Genomic DNA, 15,471 nt, shown 5'->3' with positions numbered 1-15,471 from the left:
TCAACCACGTGCGTCCGGACGGGTCAACGATTGGCCGTAGCCTCACTGGCCGCTCCCTCGGGCGCCCCCGCCAGACCTGTGCGTCCCGCGCGTCCGGCCCGGCCCGGCCGCTCCGCGTGGCCCTCGGCCCCCGCGTCGTCGGTGGCCTCGGCCGGCCCCGGGGTTCGGGGCATTCCGCCGGTCTCCGTGCCCGCACCGGCCGCCCCCGTTCCGCACACGTCGGGTGTTCCCACCGCGCCGCCCCGCACCGCGTCCGCGCAGGCGTACAGCTCCGCCGGCCGCACCCCGGCCAGCGCCGCGACCAGGTGCCCGTCCGGCCGCACCAGCAGCACCGTGTGCGCCGCGGCCCCGGGATACCCCTCGGTGACCAGCAGTTCCGCGGGCATCGGCAGGGCGCAGACGGCTGCCGCGAGCCGTGGCATGAGGCCCGCGCCCAACCAGTGCCGCCGCTCCCACACCCCCGTACCGGGCGCGACGAGCACGACCAGCAGACCGCCGCCCAGCCGGTCCCGCAGCCGTGCGTCCGAGCCGTCCGGCGCGGTCACCGGGACGTCCACGACCGGTGCTCCCACGGCGGTCCCCACCGGCACGGCACTCGCGGGCGGCGCGGCCGGGGCCAGGGGCGTACGGGTGTACACGTAGGGCGCGCCCAGTGGTCCGCGCCCCAAGTGCCCGTCGCTGAGCAGTCCGTCGTGCCCACGGGACGCGCCCGGCACCACCGTCCGCCGCACGGCACGCCAGCCACCCGCGCCGCGTACCGGCGGCAGTGCCCGGTCCGCGGCGCGCAACCGGGCGCCGATCGCCCCGCGCCGCTCCGTCTGATAGCTGTCGAGCAGCGCGTCCGAGGCGCCCTGGTGCCAGGCCAGGCCCAGCTTCCAGGCGAGGTTGTCGGCGTCCCGCAGCCCCTCGTCGAGTCCTTGGGTGCCGAGGGCTCCGAGCAGATGCGCGGCGTCCCCGGCGAGGAACGCCCGGCCGGTGCGCCAGCGGCGGGCGAGCCGGTGGTGCACGGCGTGCACACCGGTGTCCAGGAGCGTGTACGGCGGTACCTCTCCGCACCACGTGAACAGGGAGTCGCGCACCCGTGCGAGGAGCAGGTCGGGGGTGACCAGATCGCGGCCCGGCGGCAGCAGCCAGTCGAGCCGCCACACCCCGTCCGGCAGCGGACGGGCCGTCACCTCGCCGCCGCCGTGCGGCGGCGCGCGGTGCAGCACGGCCTCGCCGGGCCAGGGCAGCTCGGCGCGGAGCGCGGCGACCGCGTACCGCTCCACGGCCGTACGGCCCGGGAAACGCACGCCCAGCAGCTTGCGGACGACGGACCGGGCACCGTCACAGCCCACCAGGTAACTGCCGCGCCAGGTGGCGCCGTTGACGCCCCGGGTGTGCGCGGTGACCCCGGTGGCGTCCTGCTCCAGGGCGTCCAGGCGGCCGCCGCCGACGATCCGCGCCCCCGGCTCGCGGGCGAGGGCGGCGCGCAGTCCGCGGGTCAGCGCGTACTGCGGCAGGTGCAGCGGGGACGGCTCGCCCGGCTCCTCCTCGTAGTCACCGAAGCGACCGGGCTGTTTGACGTGTTCGATGCCTTCGCGTTCCCGGAACGCCAGCTGGGCGACCACGGCGCGGCGCCGTAGCGTGCGCCAGCCGGTCCACCGGGCCCCGCCTCCGGTGGCACAGCCCAGCCGTTCCAGCATCCGGGCGGTGTCCGGCCGCAGCACGGCCGTACGGGCGAGGCGCTCGTCGTCGAGGTCCGCGCCACCGGCCGGGCCGGCTCCCTCGGCGCGGCCGTGCGGCCCCTCGTCGAGCACGACGACGGGCACCTCGTGCCGGGTCAGGGCGAGGGCCAGGGTGAGGCCGACCGGCCCGGCTCCGACGACGATCACCGGATCCACGGCACGGCTCCTTCCCACCCGTGGGGACCGGCGATCCCGTGGCGGGTCGCGCGGTGCGAACCGCCCGTACGGGACGTACGGGTCGGCGGGGGACAGCCGGGAGGAACACGGTGCGCGATCACAGAACGTATGCAACCCATTGCGGGTGCTTGCGTCAAGTGACCATGGCGTTCGCCACGGCGCGCCGGAACGCGCGCGCCCCGTCGGCCCGATCGGGCCGACGGGGCGTCACCGTCGTGTCGTGCGGTCGGCCTTGGGACGGCACGCGCCGGAGCCGCCCGCCGTGGCCCGGGGCCCGACTGGGCCGTTCAGCCCCCGGCACCGCCCCCGGCGCCCCCGAGCCCGTTGGTGATGCTCGGGTCGTTGGCGGGCATCGCGGGAGGGGAGCCCTTGCGCGAGCGCTGTGTGCGCCGTTCGACCCACGTGGCGACGGAGGACAGGGCCAGACAGAGCAGGATGTAGATCGAACCGAAGACGATCACCATCGGGATGAAGGCGTAGACGCCGTTCACGGGCGGGGTCTGCTGGGCGAACGCCTTGCCGACGAACAGCAGCTCCTCGTACAGGATGATGAACCCGAGCGAGGTGTCCTTGAGGGTCACCACGAGCTGGCTGATGATCGACGGCAGCATCGAGCGGACGGCCTGCGGGACGAGGACGCCCGTCATCACCTGGGTCTTGCGCAGCCCGATCGCGTACGCCGCCTCACTCTGCCCCCGGGGCACGGCGTTGATGCCGGACCGGAAGATCTCCGCCTGCACCGAGCCGTTGTACAGGGTCAGGCCGATGATCAGGGCCCACATCGGCTCGGAGGTGAAGACCGCCGCGTAGAGCAGGAAGATCATGATGAGCAGCGGCATGGCGCGGAAGAACTCCACGACCGTGGTGGCCGCCCAGCGCACGGGCTTGTGGTCGGAGAGACGGCCGGCCGCGAGCACGGTGCCGAGCGCCACGGAGAGCACCGCGGCGATCGCGAACGTCTTCAGCGTCGTCAGCAGACCGTCGAGGATCCGCTGCTGGGTGTCGCTGTACTCGTAGTCGTCCCACAGGCCCGCCTGGAACTGGCCGGTCGAGTCGAGCTTGTAGCCGATGAAGGCGATCAGACCGAGGATGGCGACGGCGGACACGACGCCGTAGACCCGGTTGCGGACCTTGGCCCGGGGGCCCGGTACGTCGTACAGGACGCTCGAGGTCATCGGGCCACCGCCAGCCGGTTCTCCAGCAGTCGGAAGAGACCGCTGATCGTGAAAGTGATGATGATGTAGCAGACCGCGATCCACAGGAAGATCACGTAGATGTCATAGCCCGCGGCCGCGTTGAGCGTCTTCTGCACGGAGCCGAGTTCCGTGACGTTGAAGCCCGAGGCGATCGCCGTGTTCTTGGCGAGCGCGATCATCAGGCTGCCGATGGGCGGGATCGCCGTCCGGGCCGCCTGCGGCAGGACGATCTGCCCCAGGGTCTGGTTGAAGGTCATACCGATCGAGCGGGCGGCTTCCGCCTGGCCCACCGGCACCGTGTTGATGCCGGACCGGATGGCCTCGCAGATGAACGCCGAGGTGTAGCAGCCCAGCGCCATGACGGCGAGCCAGAAGGAGTCCCAGCCCTTGAGGCCGAGCGCGGGCAGCCCCAGGGTGACGGCGAGGAAGAGCAGCACCAGCGGGGTGTTGCGCAGCAGCGTCACCCAGGCCGTGCCGAATATTCGCAGCGCGGGCACCGGAGAAACGCGGAACGCCGCGATCAGGGTGCCCAGCACCAGGGCGAGCGCCGCGCTCAGCGCCGTCAGCTCGACGGTGCCGAGAAATCCTTCGCGGAACATCGCGAAGTTGTCCGACAGAACGTTCAAGTCACTTCTCCGGAAATCGCGTGGCGGGCGGCCGCGCCGGGACGCCCGGCCCCCGGGTCACCCCCGGGGCCGGACCTCGCCGGCGCGGAACCGATCAGGCACCGCTGGTCAGTAGCGGTCGACCGCGGGCGGGTTCTGGGCGGCGGTCCCGGAGAGACCGAGCGTCGCGTCGTACGCCTTCTTCCAGTCGCCGTTCTTCATGTGCGCCTCGATGGCGTTGTTGACCGCGTCGCGCAGCGCCTTGTCGTCCTTCTTCAGGCCGACGCCGTAGGGCTCCTTGGAGAACGGGGCGCCGACGACCTTCAGGGCGCCCTTGTTCTCGGCGGCGTAGCCCTTGAGGATCGAGTCGTCCGTGGTGACCGCGTCGACCGAGCCGTTGACCAGGTCCTGCACACAGAGCTGGTAGCCCTGCTGCGCCTTGGCCTCGCTCACCCCGTACTTGGCTTCCTTGATCCGCTTGAGCGGTGTGGAACCGGTCGCCGAGCAGACCTTCTTGCCCTTGAGGTCGTCCGGGCCCTTGATGTCGCTGTCGGCCTTCACCAGCAGGTCCTGGCCGGCGATGTAGTACGGGCCGCCGAAGCCGACCTGCTTCTTGCGCTCGTCGTTGATCGTGTACGTGCCGACGTACAGGTCCACGCCGCCACTGGCGATCTGCGTCTCGCGGGCCTCGGAGGGGACGGTGGTGAACTTGATGTGCGCCTCGTCGAAGCCGAGATCGGCCGCGATCATACGGGCGATCTCCACATCGAAACCGGAGCGCTTCTTGGTGCCGGGGTTCTCGAAACCGAGGCCGGGCTGGTCGGCCTTGGTGCCGATGGTGATCGTCTTGCCCTTGATCTTCTCGAAGACCGGCGAGTCCTTCACATCGGCGGCGGAGTTCACCTTGTACGTCGGCAGGGTGGGTGCCGACGCGCCTCCGCTGGCCTTGTCGCTGTCGTCGTCGGGGCTGCCCGACTTGCCGCAGGCGGTCGCGGACGCGGTGAGCGCCAGCACCACGGCGGCCGCTGCGGCGGTTTTGCGGAGCTTCATGGTGAACATCCTTTGCGTCTGCGGGTGTCCGCTGGGTGGTCGAAACCGCCGGCGGCCCGGCGGGAGAAGGGGTGGGGGTAAAAGGGGGCCCGCTCAGCGCGGCCGCGAAAAGGGATCAGTGGTGGAGGATCTTCGAGAGGAAGTCCTTCGCCCGGTCGCTGCGCGGATTGGCGAAGAACTGGTCCGGGCGCGCCTCTTCGACGATCTTCCCGTCCGCCATGAAGACGACACGGTTGGCGGCGGAGCGCGCGAAGCCCATCTCGTGCGTGACGACGACCATCGTCATGCCGTCCGCCGCGAGCTGCCGCATGACCTCCAGCACCTCGTTGATCATCTCCGGGTCCAGGGCCGAGGTCGGCTCGTCGAAGAGCATGACCTTGGGGTCCATGGCCAGCGCCCGGGCTATCGCCACCCGCTGCTGCTGGCCACCGGAGAGCTGCGCCGGGTACTTGTCGGCCTGGGCGCCCACGCCGACCCGGTCGAGCAGCGAACGGGCCTTCGTCTCGGCCGACTTGCGGTCCGTCTTGCGGACCTTGATCTGCCCCAGTGTCACGTTCTCCAGCACGGTCTTGTGCGCGAAGAGGTTGAAGGACTGGAAGACCATGCCCACGTCCGCGCGCAGCCGTGCCAGCTCCTTGCCCTCCTGGGGCAGCGGCTTGCCGTCGATGCTGATCGTGCCGGAGTCGGTCGTCTCCAGCCGGTTGATCGTCCGGCACAGGGTCGACTTGCCGGACCCCGAGGGCCCGATGACGACGACCACCTCGCCGCGCGCGATGGTCAGGTCGATGTCCTGGAGCACATGCAGCGCGCCGAAGTGCTTGTTGACGTTGTTCAGGACGACCAGTGCGTCCGCGACGGGGGCCGCGTCCTTGGTCACCGATACTTCGCTCATCGGCGTTCTCGCTCCGTCCTCCTCGATTGGGGTGGACCCTAATGAGCCGTGGCGACCAGCGTCATTACATCTGAGCGGAAATTGAGCATAACGATACGGACTCAAACGGACACTCCGCGTGAACGGGGCGCCCGGGCCACGCTCCGGACGCGCGGGCGTACCGGCTCCATAACGGAAAGCCCTTCCCGGCCGGAACCCCCTTGACGCGCCGGGCGTCCATCGGCGTGGATGCGGTGGCACACCACAGCCACCCGGAGGGGGGCCGATGAGACTCCTGCTCGTAGAAGACGACGATCACGTCGCCGCGGCCCTGTCCGCGGTACTGGCCAGACACGGCTTCGAGGTCACGCACGCCCGGAGCGGAGAAGAGGCGCTGCGGGCCCTGCTGCCGGCCGAGCGCGCGCCCTTCGGCGTCGTGCTGCTCGACCTCGGCCTGCCCGACCAGGACGGCTTCGAGGTGTGCGGCAAGATCCGCAAGCGCACCGGCACACCCGTGATCATGGTGACCGCCCGCGCCGACACCCGATCCAAGATCCACGGTCTGAACCTCGGCGCCGACGACTACGTGGTCAAGCCGTATGACACCGGTGAGCTGCTCGCCCGCATCCACGCGGTCGCCCGGCGCACCCCGCCCGCCGACGCCCCCGGTGAGCCGCTCGAGACAGCCGCCCCGCCCGCCCTGCGGCTGGGGCCCCTGACCATCGAACTGCCCAACCGCCAGGTCTCGGTGGGCGGCTCCACCGTCCCTCTCACCCGCAAGGAGTTCGATCTGCTCGCGCTGCTCGCCCAGCGCCCGGGCGTCGTCTTCCGCCGCGAGCAGATCATCAGCGAGGTGTGGCGGACGAGTTGGGAGGGGACCGGGCGCACTCTCGAGGTGCACGTCGCCTCACTGCGGGCGAAGTTGCGCATGCCCGCGCTCATCGAAACGGTCCGTGGCGTCGGTTACAAAATCGTCGTTCCGGCCGTCTGACGGCAGTATGTGCTCGTGCGCACCCGACTCCTCCCGCTGCTCATCGTCCTCATGGCGGGCGTCCTGCTGGCCCTGGGCTTCCCGCTCGGGGCGGGCATCGCCGCGGTCCAGCAGCAGCGGCTGGTGGTCGACCGGATCGACGACACCGCCCGGTTCGCCGCTCTCGCCCAGTTCGTCACCACCCGGCAGTTCGGGCCCGCGGACGAGGCGGACGAACGGCTGACGACCCTGCGGTCCGAACTCGCCCGCTACGAGGATCTGTACGACATACGCGTCGGTGTCTTCTACCGCGACGAGCGGGCCATGGCCGTCGCCCCCGCGGGTTGGTCCGTACCGCCCCGGGGGGAGGGCCGGCAGGCGTTCCAGGAGGCGCTCGCCGGCCGGCGCAGCCACGACCCCGGCCAGGTCCTGCCCTGGCGGGGCGGCCGGCTCGCCGTGGCCTCACCGGTCATCCGCGACGGCGACGTCGTCGCGGTCGTCGTCACCGAATCGCCCACGGGGAAGCTGCGCTCGCGCATCCTGCACTCCTGGCTGCTGCTCGCGGCGGGCGAGACCGCGGCGATGTTACTGGCCGTGGGAGCCGCCTTCCGGCTCACCGGCTGGGTGCTGCGGCCCGTGCGGACCCTCGACGTGGCCGCGCACGGCATCGCCACCGGAGCCCTGAACTCCCGTGTCGCGGTCTCCACCGGGCCGCCCGAACTGCGCCGACTGGCCCGCTCGTTCAACGAGATGGCCGACAACGTCGAAGAAGTCCTCGAACAGCAGCGGGCCTTCGTCGCCGACGCCTCGCACCAACTGCGCAATCCGCTCGCCGCCCTGCTGCTGCGCATCGAACTGCTCGCCCTGGACCTCCCCGACGGCCACGAGGAGATCGCCTCGGTGCGCACCGAGGGCAAGCGGCTCGCCCGGGTCCTCGACGACCTTCTGGACCTGGCCCTGGCCGAGCACGCCGAGAGCGATCTGCAACTGACCGACATAGCCGAGATCGTCACCGACCGGGTGGGCTCCTGGTCCCCGGTCGCCGACCGGGAGCAGGTCACCCTGGCCTACAGCGGCCCGGCCGCCGTCACCGGCTGGGCCGATCCGATCGCGTTGTCCAGCGCGCTCGACGCGGTGGTCGACAACGCGCTGAAGTTCACCCCCGCGCACGCACGCGTGGACGTCACCGTCGAGGTCGTCGGCGACAGCGTCGGCATCACCGTCGCCGACGGCGGGCCGGGACTGACCGAGGACGAGCTGAGCCGCATCGGCGACCGCTTCTGGCGCAGCAACCGCCATCAGAACGTCTCGGGCTCCGGTCTCGGCCTGTCCATCAGCCGGGCCCTCCTCGCGGCGGGCGGCGCCACCCTCACCTACGCGCCGAACGACCCCAACGGACTGCGGGCGACGATCGCGGTGCCACGCCACGCCCGTGGCGGCCTCACGGCTTGACCGACATGTAGTAGCGCCGCGCGCCCGTGTGCAGGGGCAGCGGATCGGTGAAGACCGCCGTCCGCAGGTCCACCTTCTGGGCGGCGTGCACCTTGACGCCGATCCGGTCGCGGCTGTGTATCACCGAGCGGGTGATCCGCTCGGTCAGATCGGGGTCGGCGTCCTCCATGGTGACCAGGAGATTCGCGACGGCGATCGTCTTCACGGCCTGCGTGGAGCGCAGCTCCGGGTAGGCGTCGGCGGGCATGACGGCCGCCCGGTAGTAGCGCGTGTTCCCGCCGAGGGCGTGCAGCGGCGCTATCAGGTCACCGAGCTGCACCAGGCGGATCCGCATCCGCCGGCCGAGGCTCTGCACGGCATTGGTCGGCAGCCCGCCGGACCAGAAGAACGCGTCGATGTCGCCCTTCTCCAGCAGGTCCGGCATCCGGTCGATGCCCACCCGTACCGGGGTGATGTCCTTGTCGAAGTCGACCCCCGCGGCCCGCAGCAGCCGCCGGGTGATCAGCTGCACCCCCGACTCGTCCGTGCCCACGCCGACCCGCTTGCCCTTCAGGTCCCGCGCGGATCCCACCTTCGAGTCCTTCTCGACCACCAGTTGCATGTAGTCGTCGTACAGCCGGGCGCAGGCACGCAGTGATCGCGCCCCCGCGCGCCCCGAGGCGCGGTAGCTCGCGACCGAGTCCGCGGTGGCCAGGGTGAAGTCGGCCTTGCCGGTCGTGAGCTGCCGCAGATTGTCCAGGGAACCCTGGCTCTCGCGGAGCCGCACCTCCAGCCCGGGCAGATCACGGGCCAGATCCTCCTGGAGCAGCGCCCCGTACTTCGCGTACACCCCGGTCGGCACCCCGGTCGCGAACGCCATCCGGCCGCGCGGCGACGTCTCGTCGCCGAACGGCACCAGCCACCAGGCCAGGAGCGCGAGCACGACGGCGGCCACCGTGCCCGCTCGCAGGGCACGGCACCGGTCGACGTGCGGGAGTCGGGGAGCCATGGGTGCGGATACTGCCAGCCCGAGTGGCTACGGACCAGGCCCCAAACCGTGACCATCGGGGACCATCGAGGCCCCCGCCCTCCGCCCCGTCCCGGCCCGGAGCGCGCGGGGAGGGGGCGGGTCGCCCGGGCGACCACGTACCCTGGTCGATTGAGATGAGTGCGAAGACATACGAGGTGCGCACCTACGGGTGCCAGATGAACGTCCATGACTCCGAGCGGCTGTCCGGCCTGTTGGAGGACGCGGGCTATGTCCGCGCGCCCGAGGGCACCGCGGAGGGCGATGCCGACGTCGTCGTCTTCAACACCTGCGCGGTGCGGGAGAACGCCGACAACAAGCTGTACGGCAACCTCGGCCGGCTGGCCCCCATGAAGACGAAGCGGCCCGGCATGCAGATCGCCGTCGGCGGCTGCCTGGCCCAGAAGGACCGCGACACCATCGTCAAGCGGGCCCCGTGGGTCGACGTCGTCTTCGGCACGCACAACATCGGCAAACTGCCCGTGCTGCTGGAGCGCGCCCGCATCCAGGAAGAGGCGCAGGTCGAGATCGCGGAGTCGCTGGAGGCCTTCCCCTCCACGCTGCCGACCCGCCGCGAGTCCGCCTACGCCGCCTGGGTCTCCATCTCCGTCGGCTGCAACAACACCTGCACCTTCTGCATCGTCCCGGCCCTGCGCGGCAAGGAGGAGGACCGCCGGCCCGGCGACATCCTCGCCGAGGTCGAGACGCTGGTCTCCGAGGGCGTCTCCGAGATCACCCTGCTCGGCCAGAACGTCAACGCGTACGGCTCGGACCTCGGTGACCGTGAGGCGTTCTCCAAGCTGCTGCGCGCCTGCGGCGGCATCGAGGGCCTGGAGCGCGTCCGCTTCACCTCCCCGCACCCGCGGGACTTCACCGACGACGTCATCGCCGCGATGGCCGAGACGCCGAACGTGATGCCGCAGCTGCACATGCCGCTGCAGTCCGGTTCGGACACCGTGCTCAAGGCGATGCGCCGCTCGTACCGCCAGGAACGCTTCCTCGGCATCATCGAGAAGGTCCGGGCCGCGATGCCGGACGCCGCGATCTCCACCGACATCATCGTGGGCTTCCCCGGCGAGACCGAGGAGGACTTCGAGCAGACCATGCACGTGGTGCGCGAGGCCCGCTTCGCGAACGCCTTCACGTTCCAGTACTCCAAGCGCCCCGGCACGCCGGCGGCCGAGATGGAGGGGCAGATCCCCAAGGAGGTCGTCCAGGCGCGCTACGAGCGCCTCGTCGCCCTCCAGGAGGAGATCTCCTGGAGCGAGAACAAGAAGCAGGTCGGCCGCACCCTGGAGGTCATGGTCGCCGAGGGCGAGGGCCGCAAGGACGGCGCCACGCACCGCCTCTCCGGCCGCGCGCCCGACAACCGCCTCGTGCACTTCACCAAGCCCGAGCAGCCGGTGCGCCCGGGCGACGTGGTGACCGTCGAGATCACCTACGCCGCCCCGCACCACCTGCTCGCCGAGGGCCCGACCACCGGCGTGCGCCGCACGCGCGCGGGCGACGCGTGGGAGAAGCGCACCGCCGCTCCCGCCGAGAAGGCGGGCGTCATGCTGGGCCTGCCGGGCATCGGCGCCCCGGCGCCGCTGCCCGCGCCGACGGGCGGCTGCAGCATCGCCTGACGGCGCTCGGGGCGCGGCTCGGGCCGCTCCCCGCGCCGTCCGGGGGCGAGGACACCCCCGGTGCGCCGAGTGCCCGCCGCGACCCGCGTCCGTCGCCCCACTAGGCTGCGGATCATGCTTGTCGCCGCCGCCGTCTGCCCCTGTCCGCCGCTGCTCGTCCCCGAGGTCGCCGCCGGGGCCGCACCCGAACTGGACGCCCTGCGGGCCGCGTGCTCGGACGCCGTGGCCGTCCTCGCGGCCGCCCGCCCCGACCGGCTCGTCGTCGTCGGCCCCGCCGCGGACCCCGGCCCGTACCCGGGGGGTACGGCGGGATCGTTCCGCGGCTTCGGCGTCGACCTCGATGTGCGGCTCGGCCCGGGTGAGCCCACCGGGGCGCGGGAGCTGCCGCCGTCCCTCGCCGTGGCCGCCTGGTTGCTCGGCCGGACGAACTGGTCCACCGCGCCGGTCGAGGGGCTGGGCGTGAGCGAGGCGCTGGAAGCCGCGCGATGCCTGGAGACGGGCCGGGAGCTGGCCGTCGGGGCTGAGCGGATCGCGGTCCTGACGATGGGTGACGGCAGCGCCTGCCGCACCCTCAAGGCACCGGGCTACCTCGACGACCGGGCCGCAGCGTTCGACGCGGGGGCGGTCCGCGCGCTAGGAACCGCCGACACCACGGCACTGGCCGCGCTCGCCCCGGAACCGGCCCGAGAACTGAAGGCCGCCGGCCGTGCCCCCTGGCAGGTACTCGCGGGCGCGGCCGAGGGAGCCGGCCTGACCGGAGAACTGCTCTACGACGACGCGCCTTACGGGGTGGGGTACTTCGTGGCGGCCTGGTCCTAGGCGTCCGTCTCAGGCCGCCTGCGCCCGTGGCGTGTGCACCACCGCTGCGCGGCGGTAGTCCTCAATCGCCGGACGGGCTGGTTTTGGCTGAGGCTGTCCTTCAAGCGCCGGATGGGCTGGATGAGCAGGCGGTGTCCTCAAACGCCGGACGGGCTGCTGTGCTGTGTCCTCAAGCGCCGGACGGGCTGGTTTTGGCTGAGCCTGTCCTCAAGCGCCGGACAGGCTGGTTGTGGCTGAGCCTGTCCTCAAGCGCCGGACGGGCTGGTTGTGGCTGAGCCTGTCCTCAAGCGCCGGACAGGCTGGTTGTGGCTGAGCTTGTCGCCATCAGCCCATCCGGGCTGATTTGGCTGAGTCCGTCTCCATCAGCCCGCCGGGGGCTGATTTCGGCCGGGCCCAGCGAAATCAAGCCCGTCCGGCGATTGAGGACGCGCCCGCAGGGCGCCCGCCGCCGCAGGCGGCACGGGCCGGCCCGCAGCCGGAGAACCGCCGGCTAGGCGAGAGGCGCAAGCCGTCACGGCGGCAACGGACGGCCCGGTAGTCGAAGAACCGCCGGCCAGGCGCACGGCGACGGCCGCGGAGCGACTCCGCGGCCGTCGCCGACGAGAGGTCAGGAAGCCGCCGAGCCCGTACCGCCGCCCTTGGTGTCCTTCTCGGAGAGCCGGTCAAGGGCGTCCTTCGCCTTGGCCGTGCCGGTCCGGATCTGGCTGCTGTACTTGCCCTTGGTCTGCGAGTCGACCACCTGCGCGGCCTTCTCCAGCCCCAGCCCGATCTTGTCCCCGTGCTGCTGCGCGAGATCGCCGACCTTGCCCTTCACCGGGCCGAGCTTGGCTATGAGATTGTCGAACAGACTCACGGACACTCCCTGATATTCCTCGTCGATAAGCTACTTACGGGCGCCCTCACCGGCCTCGCTGTCGGCAGCCTTCTCCGCGGACTGCTGCTTGGGGATGTCCACTCCCTCGGCCGCCTCGTCCTCCGCGCCGGCCTCGGCGGACTCCTCCGCCTTCGCCTCGGTCGTCTCCTCGGCGTCGGCCGAATCCGGTTCCGCCGTCAGAGTGGCAGTCGCGGCCTCTTCGGTTGACGCTTCGGACGCCTTACGGCGAAACCTTGAAAACACGCCCATATCTACTCCATTACCTTACTGGTGTGAGCGAAATCCCGCGTCGCCCGGAGCGTCCCATTGCGCCGCTTCCGGGCACCGACCCGTGAACCGGCCGTCGGAACCTCGCAACAGGCAACGAACCCGGCCGCGTCGCGTCACGTCGCTCGTTCGAGGGGCGAGCCCAAGGTTTGCGAGACTGGTGCAGTGAAAAACGCAGTTCCCGCACCGCGGGTCATCACGGTCGTAGGACCCACGGCCGCCGGCAAGTCGGATCTCGGCGTCGCCCTCGCCCAGCACCTGGGCGGTGAGGTCGTCAACGCCGACTCCATGCAGCTCTACCGCGGCATGGACATCGGCACCGCCAAACTGACGGTGGAGGAACGCCAGGGGGTGCCGCACCACCTGCTCGACATCTGGGACGTGCGGGAGGCCGCGAGCGTCGCCGAGTACCAGCGGCTGGCCCGCGCGGAGATCGACCGGCTGCTCGCCGAGGGCCGCACCCCGGTGCTCGTCGGCGGTTCCGGGCTCTACATCAAGGGCACCATCGACGCCCTCGACTTCCCCGGCACCGACCCCGCCGTACGCGCCCGGCTGGAAGCGGAGCTGGCAAAGGCGGGCCCCGGGGCCCTGCACGCCCGGCTCGCCGCCGCCGATCCGGCCGCCGCCCGGGCGATCCTGCCCGGCAACGGCCGGCGCATCGTGCGTGCGCTGGAGGTCATCGAACTCACCGGCAAGCCCTTCACCGCCAACCTGCCCGGTGAGAAGCCCGTGTACGACACCCTGCAGATCGGGGTCGACGTGGAGCGCCCCGAACTGGACGAGCGGATCACCGTGCGCGTGGACCGCATGTGGGAGGCCGGGCTCGTCGACGAGGTGCGCGCCCTGGAGCGCGAGGGACTGCGTGAGGGGCTCACGGCCCCCCGCGCGCTCGGCTACCAGCAGGTGCTCGCCTTCCTGGCGGGGGAGTGCACCGAGGAGGAGGCGCGCAATGAGACCGTACGCGCCACCAAGCGGTTCGCCCGGCGTCAGGACTCGTGGTTCCGGCGGGACGCGCGCGTGCACTGGCTCAGCGGCGCGGCCGACCGGCGGGCGGAACTCCGCGGGCAAGCGCTGGCGTTGGTCGAACGGGCGGTCACAGCCTGATCACGTGATGGCATCGGGACGCTCCGCACGCCATTGGCGACCGTGTGAGCGTGCCATCATCGAGCTTCGATCGAGCCGTGAAGTCCGAGTTGGGAGGGCGCGTGGCGATGGAGGCCGGCCCTCGCGACAGACCGCAGCAGCCGCCGCCCGGTGAGCCGGAGGCGCTGACTCCGGACGGCCCCGAGGACACCGAGGGCGTCGAGGGCATCGCACCCGACAGCGCCGCGCCCGCGTCCTTCCGGGAGCTTCGCCCGCAGCGCAGGCTGCGCGTCTGGCAACTCGCCCCGATTGTCATGCTCGCGGCTATCGGCTCGCTGATGTTCGCCTTCCCGCTCGCCTTCGAATTCGGCGACGGCGGCCCGGTCGTCGCCATGCTCGGCCTGCTCATCAGCTGCTGCGCCGCGGGCTGGGGCGTCATGGCCGCCCGCCGGGTGGGCTACACCTGGCCGGGCCTGCCGCAGCGGGGCTCCGGGCGCCGCCCGGACTGGCGCTACGTGGTCCTCTACGCGGCCGTGGTCGTCCTCCTGGTCGTCCTCGCCGTCTGGCGCGTGGCGCGGCTGAGGTAGTCCCGGGACAGCCCTGAGGTGGGGCCCCTGCCGCGCGCCCTCTCCACCGGGGTCACCCCTGGTCACGGGCGCTGTCACCGGTGCCCCGTACCATCGAAGCGTGAGCACAGCGCAGATCGCCTTCCTCAAGGGCCACGGCACCGAGAACGACTTCGTGATCATCCCCGACCACGACGGCCGGCTCGAGCTGTCCCCGGCCGCCGTCGCCCGGCTGTGCGACCGGCGGGCCGGTCTCGGCGCAGACGGCGTGCTGCGCGTCGTGCGGTCCGCGGCGCACCCCGAGGCGCGCCCGATGGCCGCCGAGGCCGAATGGTTCATGGATTACCGCAACGGCGACGGCAGCGTCGCAGAGATGTGCGGCAACGGCGTCCGTGTCTTCGCGCGCTACCTCCAGCGGGCCGGTCTCGCCGAGGAGGGCGACCTCGCGATCGCCACCCGCGCGGGCATCCGCCGTGCCCACATCGCCAAGGACGGCCCCGACGGCACGCCCGGGGACATCACCGTCGGCATGGGCCGGGCCCTGCTCCCCGAAGGCGCGGTCACGGTCACCGTGGGCGAGCGCTCCTGGCCCGCCCGCAACGTCAACATGGGCAACCCGCACGCGATCTCCTTCGTCGACGACCTCGCCGACGCCGGGAATCTGTACACGGCCCCCGCCGTCAGCCCCGCCTCCGCCTACCCGGACGGCACCAACGTGGAGTTCGTCGTCGACCGCGGCCCGCGCCACGTCGCGCTGCGCGTCCACGAGCGCGGCTCCGGCGAGACCCGCTCCTGCGGCACGGGCGCCTGCGCCGTGATGGTCGCCACCGCCCGCCGCGACGGAGCCGACCCCGCCCTCCTCGGCCATCCCGTCACCTACACCGTGGACGTCCCCGGCGGCCGCCTGGTGATCAGCGAGAGCCCCGACGGCACGGTCGAGATGACCGGCCCCGCCGTGATCGTCGCGGAGGGCACCTTCGACCCGTCCTGGCTGGAGACGGCCCTCGCCTGAGAGCGGCGCCGCGCACCCCGGGCCCGTTCGCGGGGACTTTCGGAAGCGGGCTCGCTCGAATGGGTGATCCGTTTCACTCTGGGCGAGAGCGGGTGAGCGGTGCGTGATGGGCTCGGTAGCATCAAGCACCGGTCTGGCGGCGTGAGCCGACCGCCGGTCGATGCCGCCGGA

At 71.9% G+C, this 15,471-nt stretch carries 15 protein-coding genes; 7 read left to right on the top strand and 8 right to left on the bottom strand.

Translation table 11 applies throughout. The features are described from left to right. Nucleotides 1-23: 23 nt before the first annotated feature. The 5 genes from ACZ6MA_RS12040 to ACZ6MA_RS12020 all read right to left on the bottom strand — a co-directional run bounded on the left by ACZ6MA_RS12040 (nt 24) and on the right by ACZ6MA_RS12020 (nt 5,647). Nucleotides 24-1,883: an FAD-dependent monooxygenase gene (locus tag ACZ6MA_RS12040; RefSeq protein WP_469433087.1), complete on the bottom strand. Its 1,860-nt coding sequence runs from the start codon at nt 1,881-1,883 to the stop codon at nt 24-26. A 308-nt stretch (nt 1,884-2,191) separates the two neighbouring features. Beyond that, nucleotides 2,192-3,079 (bottom strand): amino acid ABC transporter permease, encoded by an 888-nt coding sequence (locus ACZ6MA_RS12035; RefSeq protein ID WP_469433085.1) that lies wholly within the window; start codon nt 3,077-3,079, stop codon nt 2,192-2,194. Then, complete coding sequence (locus ACZ6MA_RS12030; protein WP_469433084.1) at nt 3,076-3,726, bottom strand: amino acid ABC transporter permease; 651 nt, start codon at nt 3,724-3,726, stop codon at nt 3,076-3,078. The genes ACZ6MA_RS12035 and ACZ6MA_RS12030 overlap by 4 nt, the downstream gene beginning before the upstream one ends. A gap of 108 nt (nt 3,727-3,834) precedes the next feature. Further along, nucleotides 3,835-4,755 carry a glutamate ABC transporter substrate-binding protein gene (locus ACZ6MA_RS12025; RefSeq protein WP_469433083.1) on the bottom strand — a complete coding sequence of 307 codons (921 nt, stop codon included), beginning with the start codon at nt 4,753-4,755 and terminating at the stop codon, nt 3,835-3,837. 115 nt (nt 4,756-4,870) lie between these two features. After that, on the bottom strand, nt 4,871-5,647 hold the full coding sequence (locus ACZ6MA_RS12020) for an amino acid ABC transporter ATP-binding protein (RefSeq protein WP_469433081.1): 777 nt from the start codon (nt 5,645-5,647) through the stop codon (nt 4,871-4,873). A 265-nt stretch (nt 5,648-5,912) separates the two neighbouring features. On the opposite strand from ACZ6MA_RS12020, the gene ACZ6MA_RS12015 reads away from it, so the two are divergent. Next, on the top strand, nt 5,913-6,617 hold the full coding sequence (locus tag ACZ6MA_RS12015) for a response regulator transcription factor (protein WP_469433079.1): 705 nt from the start codon (nt 5,913-5,915) through the stop codon (nt 6,615-6,617). 15 nt (nt 6,618-6,632) lie between these two features. Next, on the top strand, nt 6,633-8,048 hold the full coding sequence (locus tag ACZ6MA_RS12010; RefSeq protein ID WP_469433078.1) for a sensor histidine kinase: 1,416 nt from the start codon (nt 6,633-6,635) through the stop codon (nt 8,046-8,048). Here ACZ6MA_RS12010 and ACZ6MA_RS12005 read toward each other — a convergent pair. Next, the gene (locus ACZ6MA_RS12005) at nt 8,038-9,036 is read right to left on the bottom strand and encodes a TAXI family TRAP transporter solute-binding subunit (protein WP_469433077.1); all 999 of its coding nucleotides are present in this window, start codon (nt 9,034-9,036) and stop codon (nt 8,038-8,040) included. The two genes, ACZ6MA_RS12010 and ACZ6MA_RS12005, sit on opposite strands and share 11 nt — an antisense overlap. Nucleotides 9,037-9,191: 155 nt before the next feature. Here ACZ6MA_RS12005 and miaB point away from each other — a divergent pair, with 155 nt between their 5' ends. Together miaB and ACZ6MA_RS11995 are read left to right on the top strand one after the other, a co-directional pair. Further along, nucleotides 9,192-10,679: a tRNA (N6-isopentenyl adenosine(37)-C2)-methylthiotransferase MiaB gene (gene miaB, locus ACZ6MA_RS12000; protein WP_469433076.1), complete on the top strand. Its 1,488-nt coding sequence runs from the start codon at nt 9,192-9,194 to the stop codon at nt 10,677-10,679. A 114-nt stretch (nt 10,680-10,793) separates the two neighbouring features. Then, the gene (locus ACZ6MA_RS11995) at nt 10,794-11,498 is read left to right on the top strand and encodes a class III extradiol dioxygenase subunit B-like domain-containing protein (protein WP_469433074.1); all 705 of its coding nucleotides are present in this window, start codon (nt 10,794-10,796) and stop codon (nt 11,496-11,498) included. Between the two features lie 607 nt (nt 11,499-12,105). Here the strand turns inward: ACZ6MA_RS11995 and ACZ6MA_RS11990 are convergent. Continuing rightward, nucleotides 12,106-12,351, bottom strand: a complete 246-nt coding sequence (locus ACZ6MA_RS11990) for an antitoxin (RefSeq protein WP_469433073.1) — start codon at nt 12,349-12,351, stop codon at nt 12,106-12,108. 30 nt (nt 12,352-12,381) lie between these two features. After that, nucleotides 12,382-12,621: a gliding motility protein gene (locus ACZ6MA_RS11985; RefSeq protein ID WP_469433072.1), complete on the bottom strand. Its 240-nt coding sequence runs from the start codon at nt 12,619-12,621 to the stop codon at nt 12,382-12,384. Nucleotides 12,622-12,804: 183 nt separating this feature from the next. Here ACZ6MA_RS11985 and miaA point away from each other — a divergent pair, with 183 nt between their 5' ends. From miaA to dapF, 3 genes are all read left to right on the top strand, one after another. Then, the gene (gene miaA, locus ACZ6MA_RS11980) at nt 12,805-13,743 is read left to right on the top strand and encodes a tRNA (adenosine(37)-N6)-dimethylallyltransferase MiaA (RefSeq protein ID WP_469433070.1); all 939 of its coding nucleotides are present in this window, start codon (nt 12,805-12,807) and stop codon (nt 13,741-13,743) included. Nucleotides 13,744-13,850: 107 nt separating this feature from the next. Beyond that, the gene (locus ACZ6MA_RS11975; RefSeq protein ID WP_469433161.1) at nt 13,851-14,309 is read left to right on the top strand and encodes a hypothetical protein; all 459 of its coding nucleotides are present in this window, start codon (nt 13,851-13,853) and stop codon (nt 14,307-14,309) included. Nucleotides 14,310-14,409: 100 nt separating this feature from the next. Continuing rightward, a complete protein-coding gene (gene dapF / locus ACZ6MA_RS11970; protein WP_469433069.1) occupies nt 14,410-15,300 on the top strand; it encodes a diaminopimelate epimerase in 891 nt (296 codons plus the stop codon). Nucleotides 15,301-15,471: the final 171 nt, after the last annotated feature.

The sequence above is a fragment of the Streptomyces sp. NPDC042259 genome, from assembly GCF_055582085.1.
The sequence above is the reverse complement of the archived record's forward strand: the minus strand, read 5'-3'. Positions and strand labels throughout refer to the sequence as shown.

What these genes read in the sequence shown, in the direction of transcription:
- ACZ6MA_RS11975 (WP_469433161.1), top strand. Translation starts at nt 13,851, where the DNA reads ATGGAGGCCGGCCCTCGCGACAGACCGCAGCAGCCGCCGCCCGGTGAG.
- ACZ6MA_RS12035 (WP_469433085.1), bottom strand. Translation starts at nt 3,079, where the DNA reads ATGACCTCGAGCGTCCTGTACGACGTACCGGGCCCCCGGGCCAAGGTC.
- ACZ6MA_RS12005 (WP_469433077.1), bottom strand. Translation starts at nt 9,036, where the DNA reads ATGGCTCCCCGACTCCCGCACGTCGACCGGTGCCGTGCCCTGCGAGCG.
- ACZ6MA_RS12015 (WP_469433079.1), top strand. Translation starts at nt 5,913, where the DNA reads ATGAGACTCCTGCTCGTAGAAGACGACGATCACGTCGCCGCGGCCCTG.
- ACZ6MA_RS11995 (WP_469433074.1), top strand. Translation starts at nt 10,794, where the DNA reads ATGCTTGTCGCCGCCGCCGTCTGCCCCTGTCCGCCGCTGCTCGTCCCC.
- miaB (WP_469433076.1), top strand. Translation starts at nt 9,192, where the DNA reads ATGAGTGCGAAGACATACGAGGTGCGCACCTACGGGTGCCAGATGAAC.
- ACZ6MA_RS12025 (WP_469433083.1), bottom strand. Translation starts at nt 4,755, where the DNA reads ATGAAGCTCCGCAAAACCGCCGCAGCGGCCGCCGTGGTGCTGGCGCTC.
- ACZ6MA_RS12020 (WP_469433081.1), bottom strand. Translation starts at nt 5,647, where the DNA reads ATGAGCGAAGTATCGGTGACCAAGGACGCGGCCCCCGTCGCGGACGCA.
- ACZ6MA_RS11985 (WP_469433072.1), bottom strand. Translation starts at nt 12,621, where the DNA reads ATGGGCGTGTTTTCAAGGTTTCGCCGTAAGGCGTCCGAAGCGTCAACC.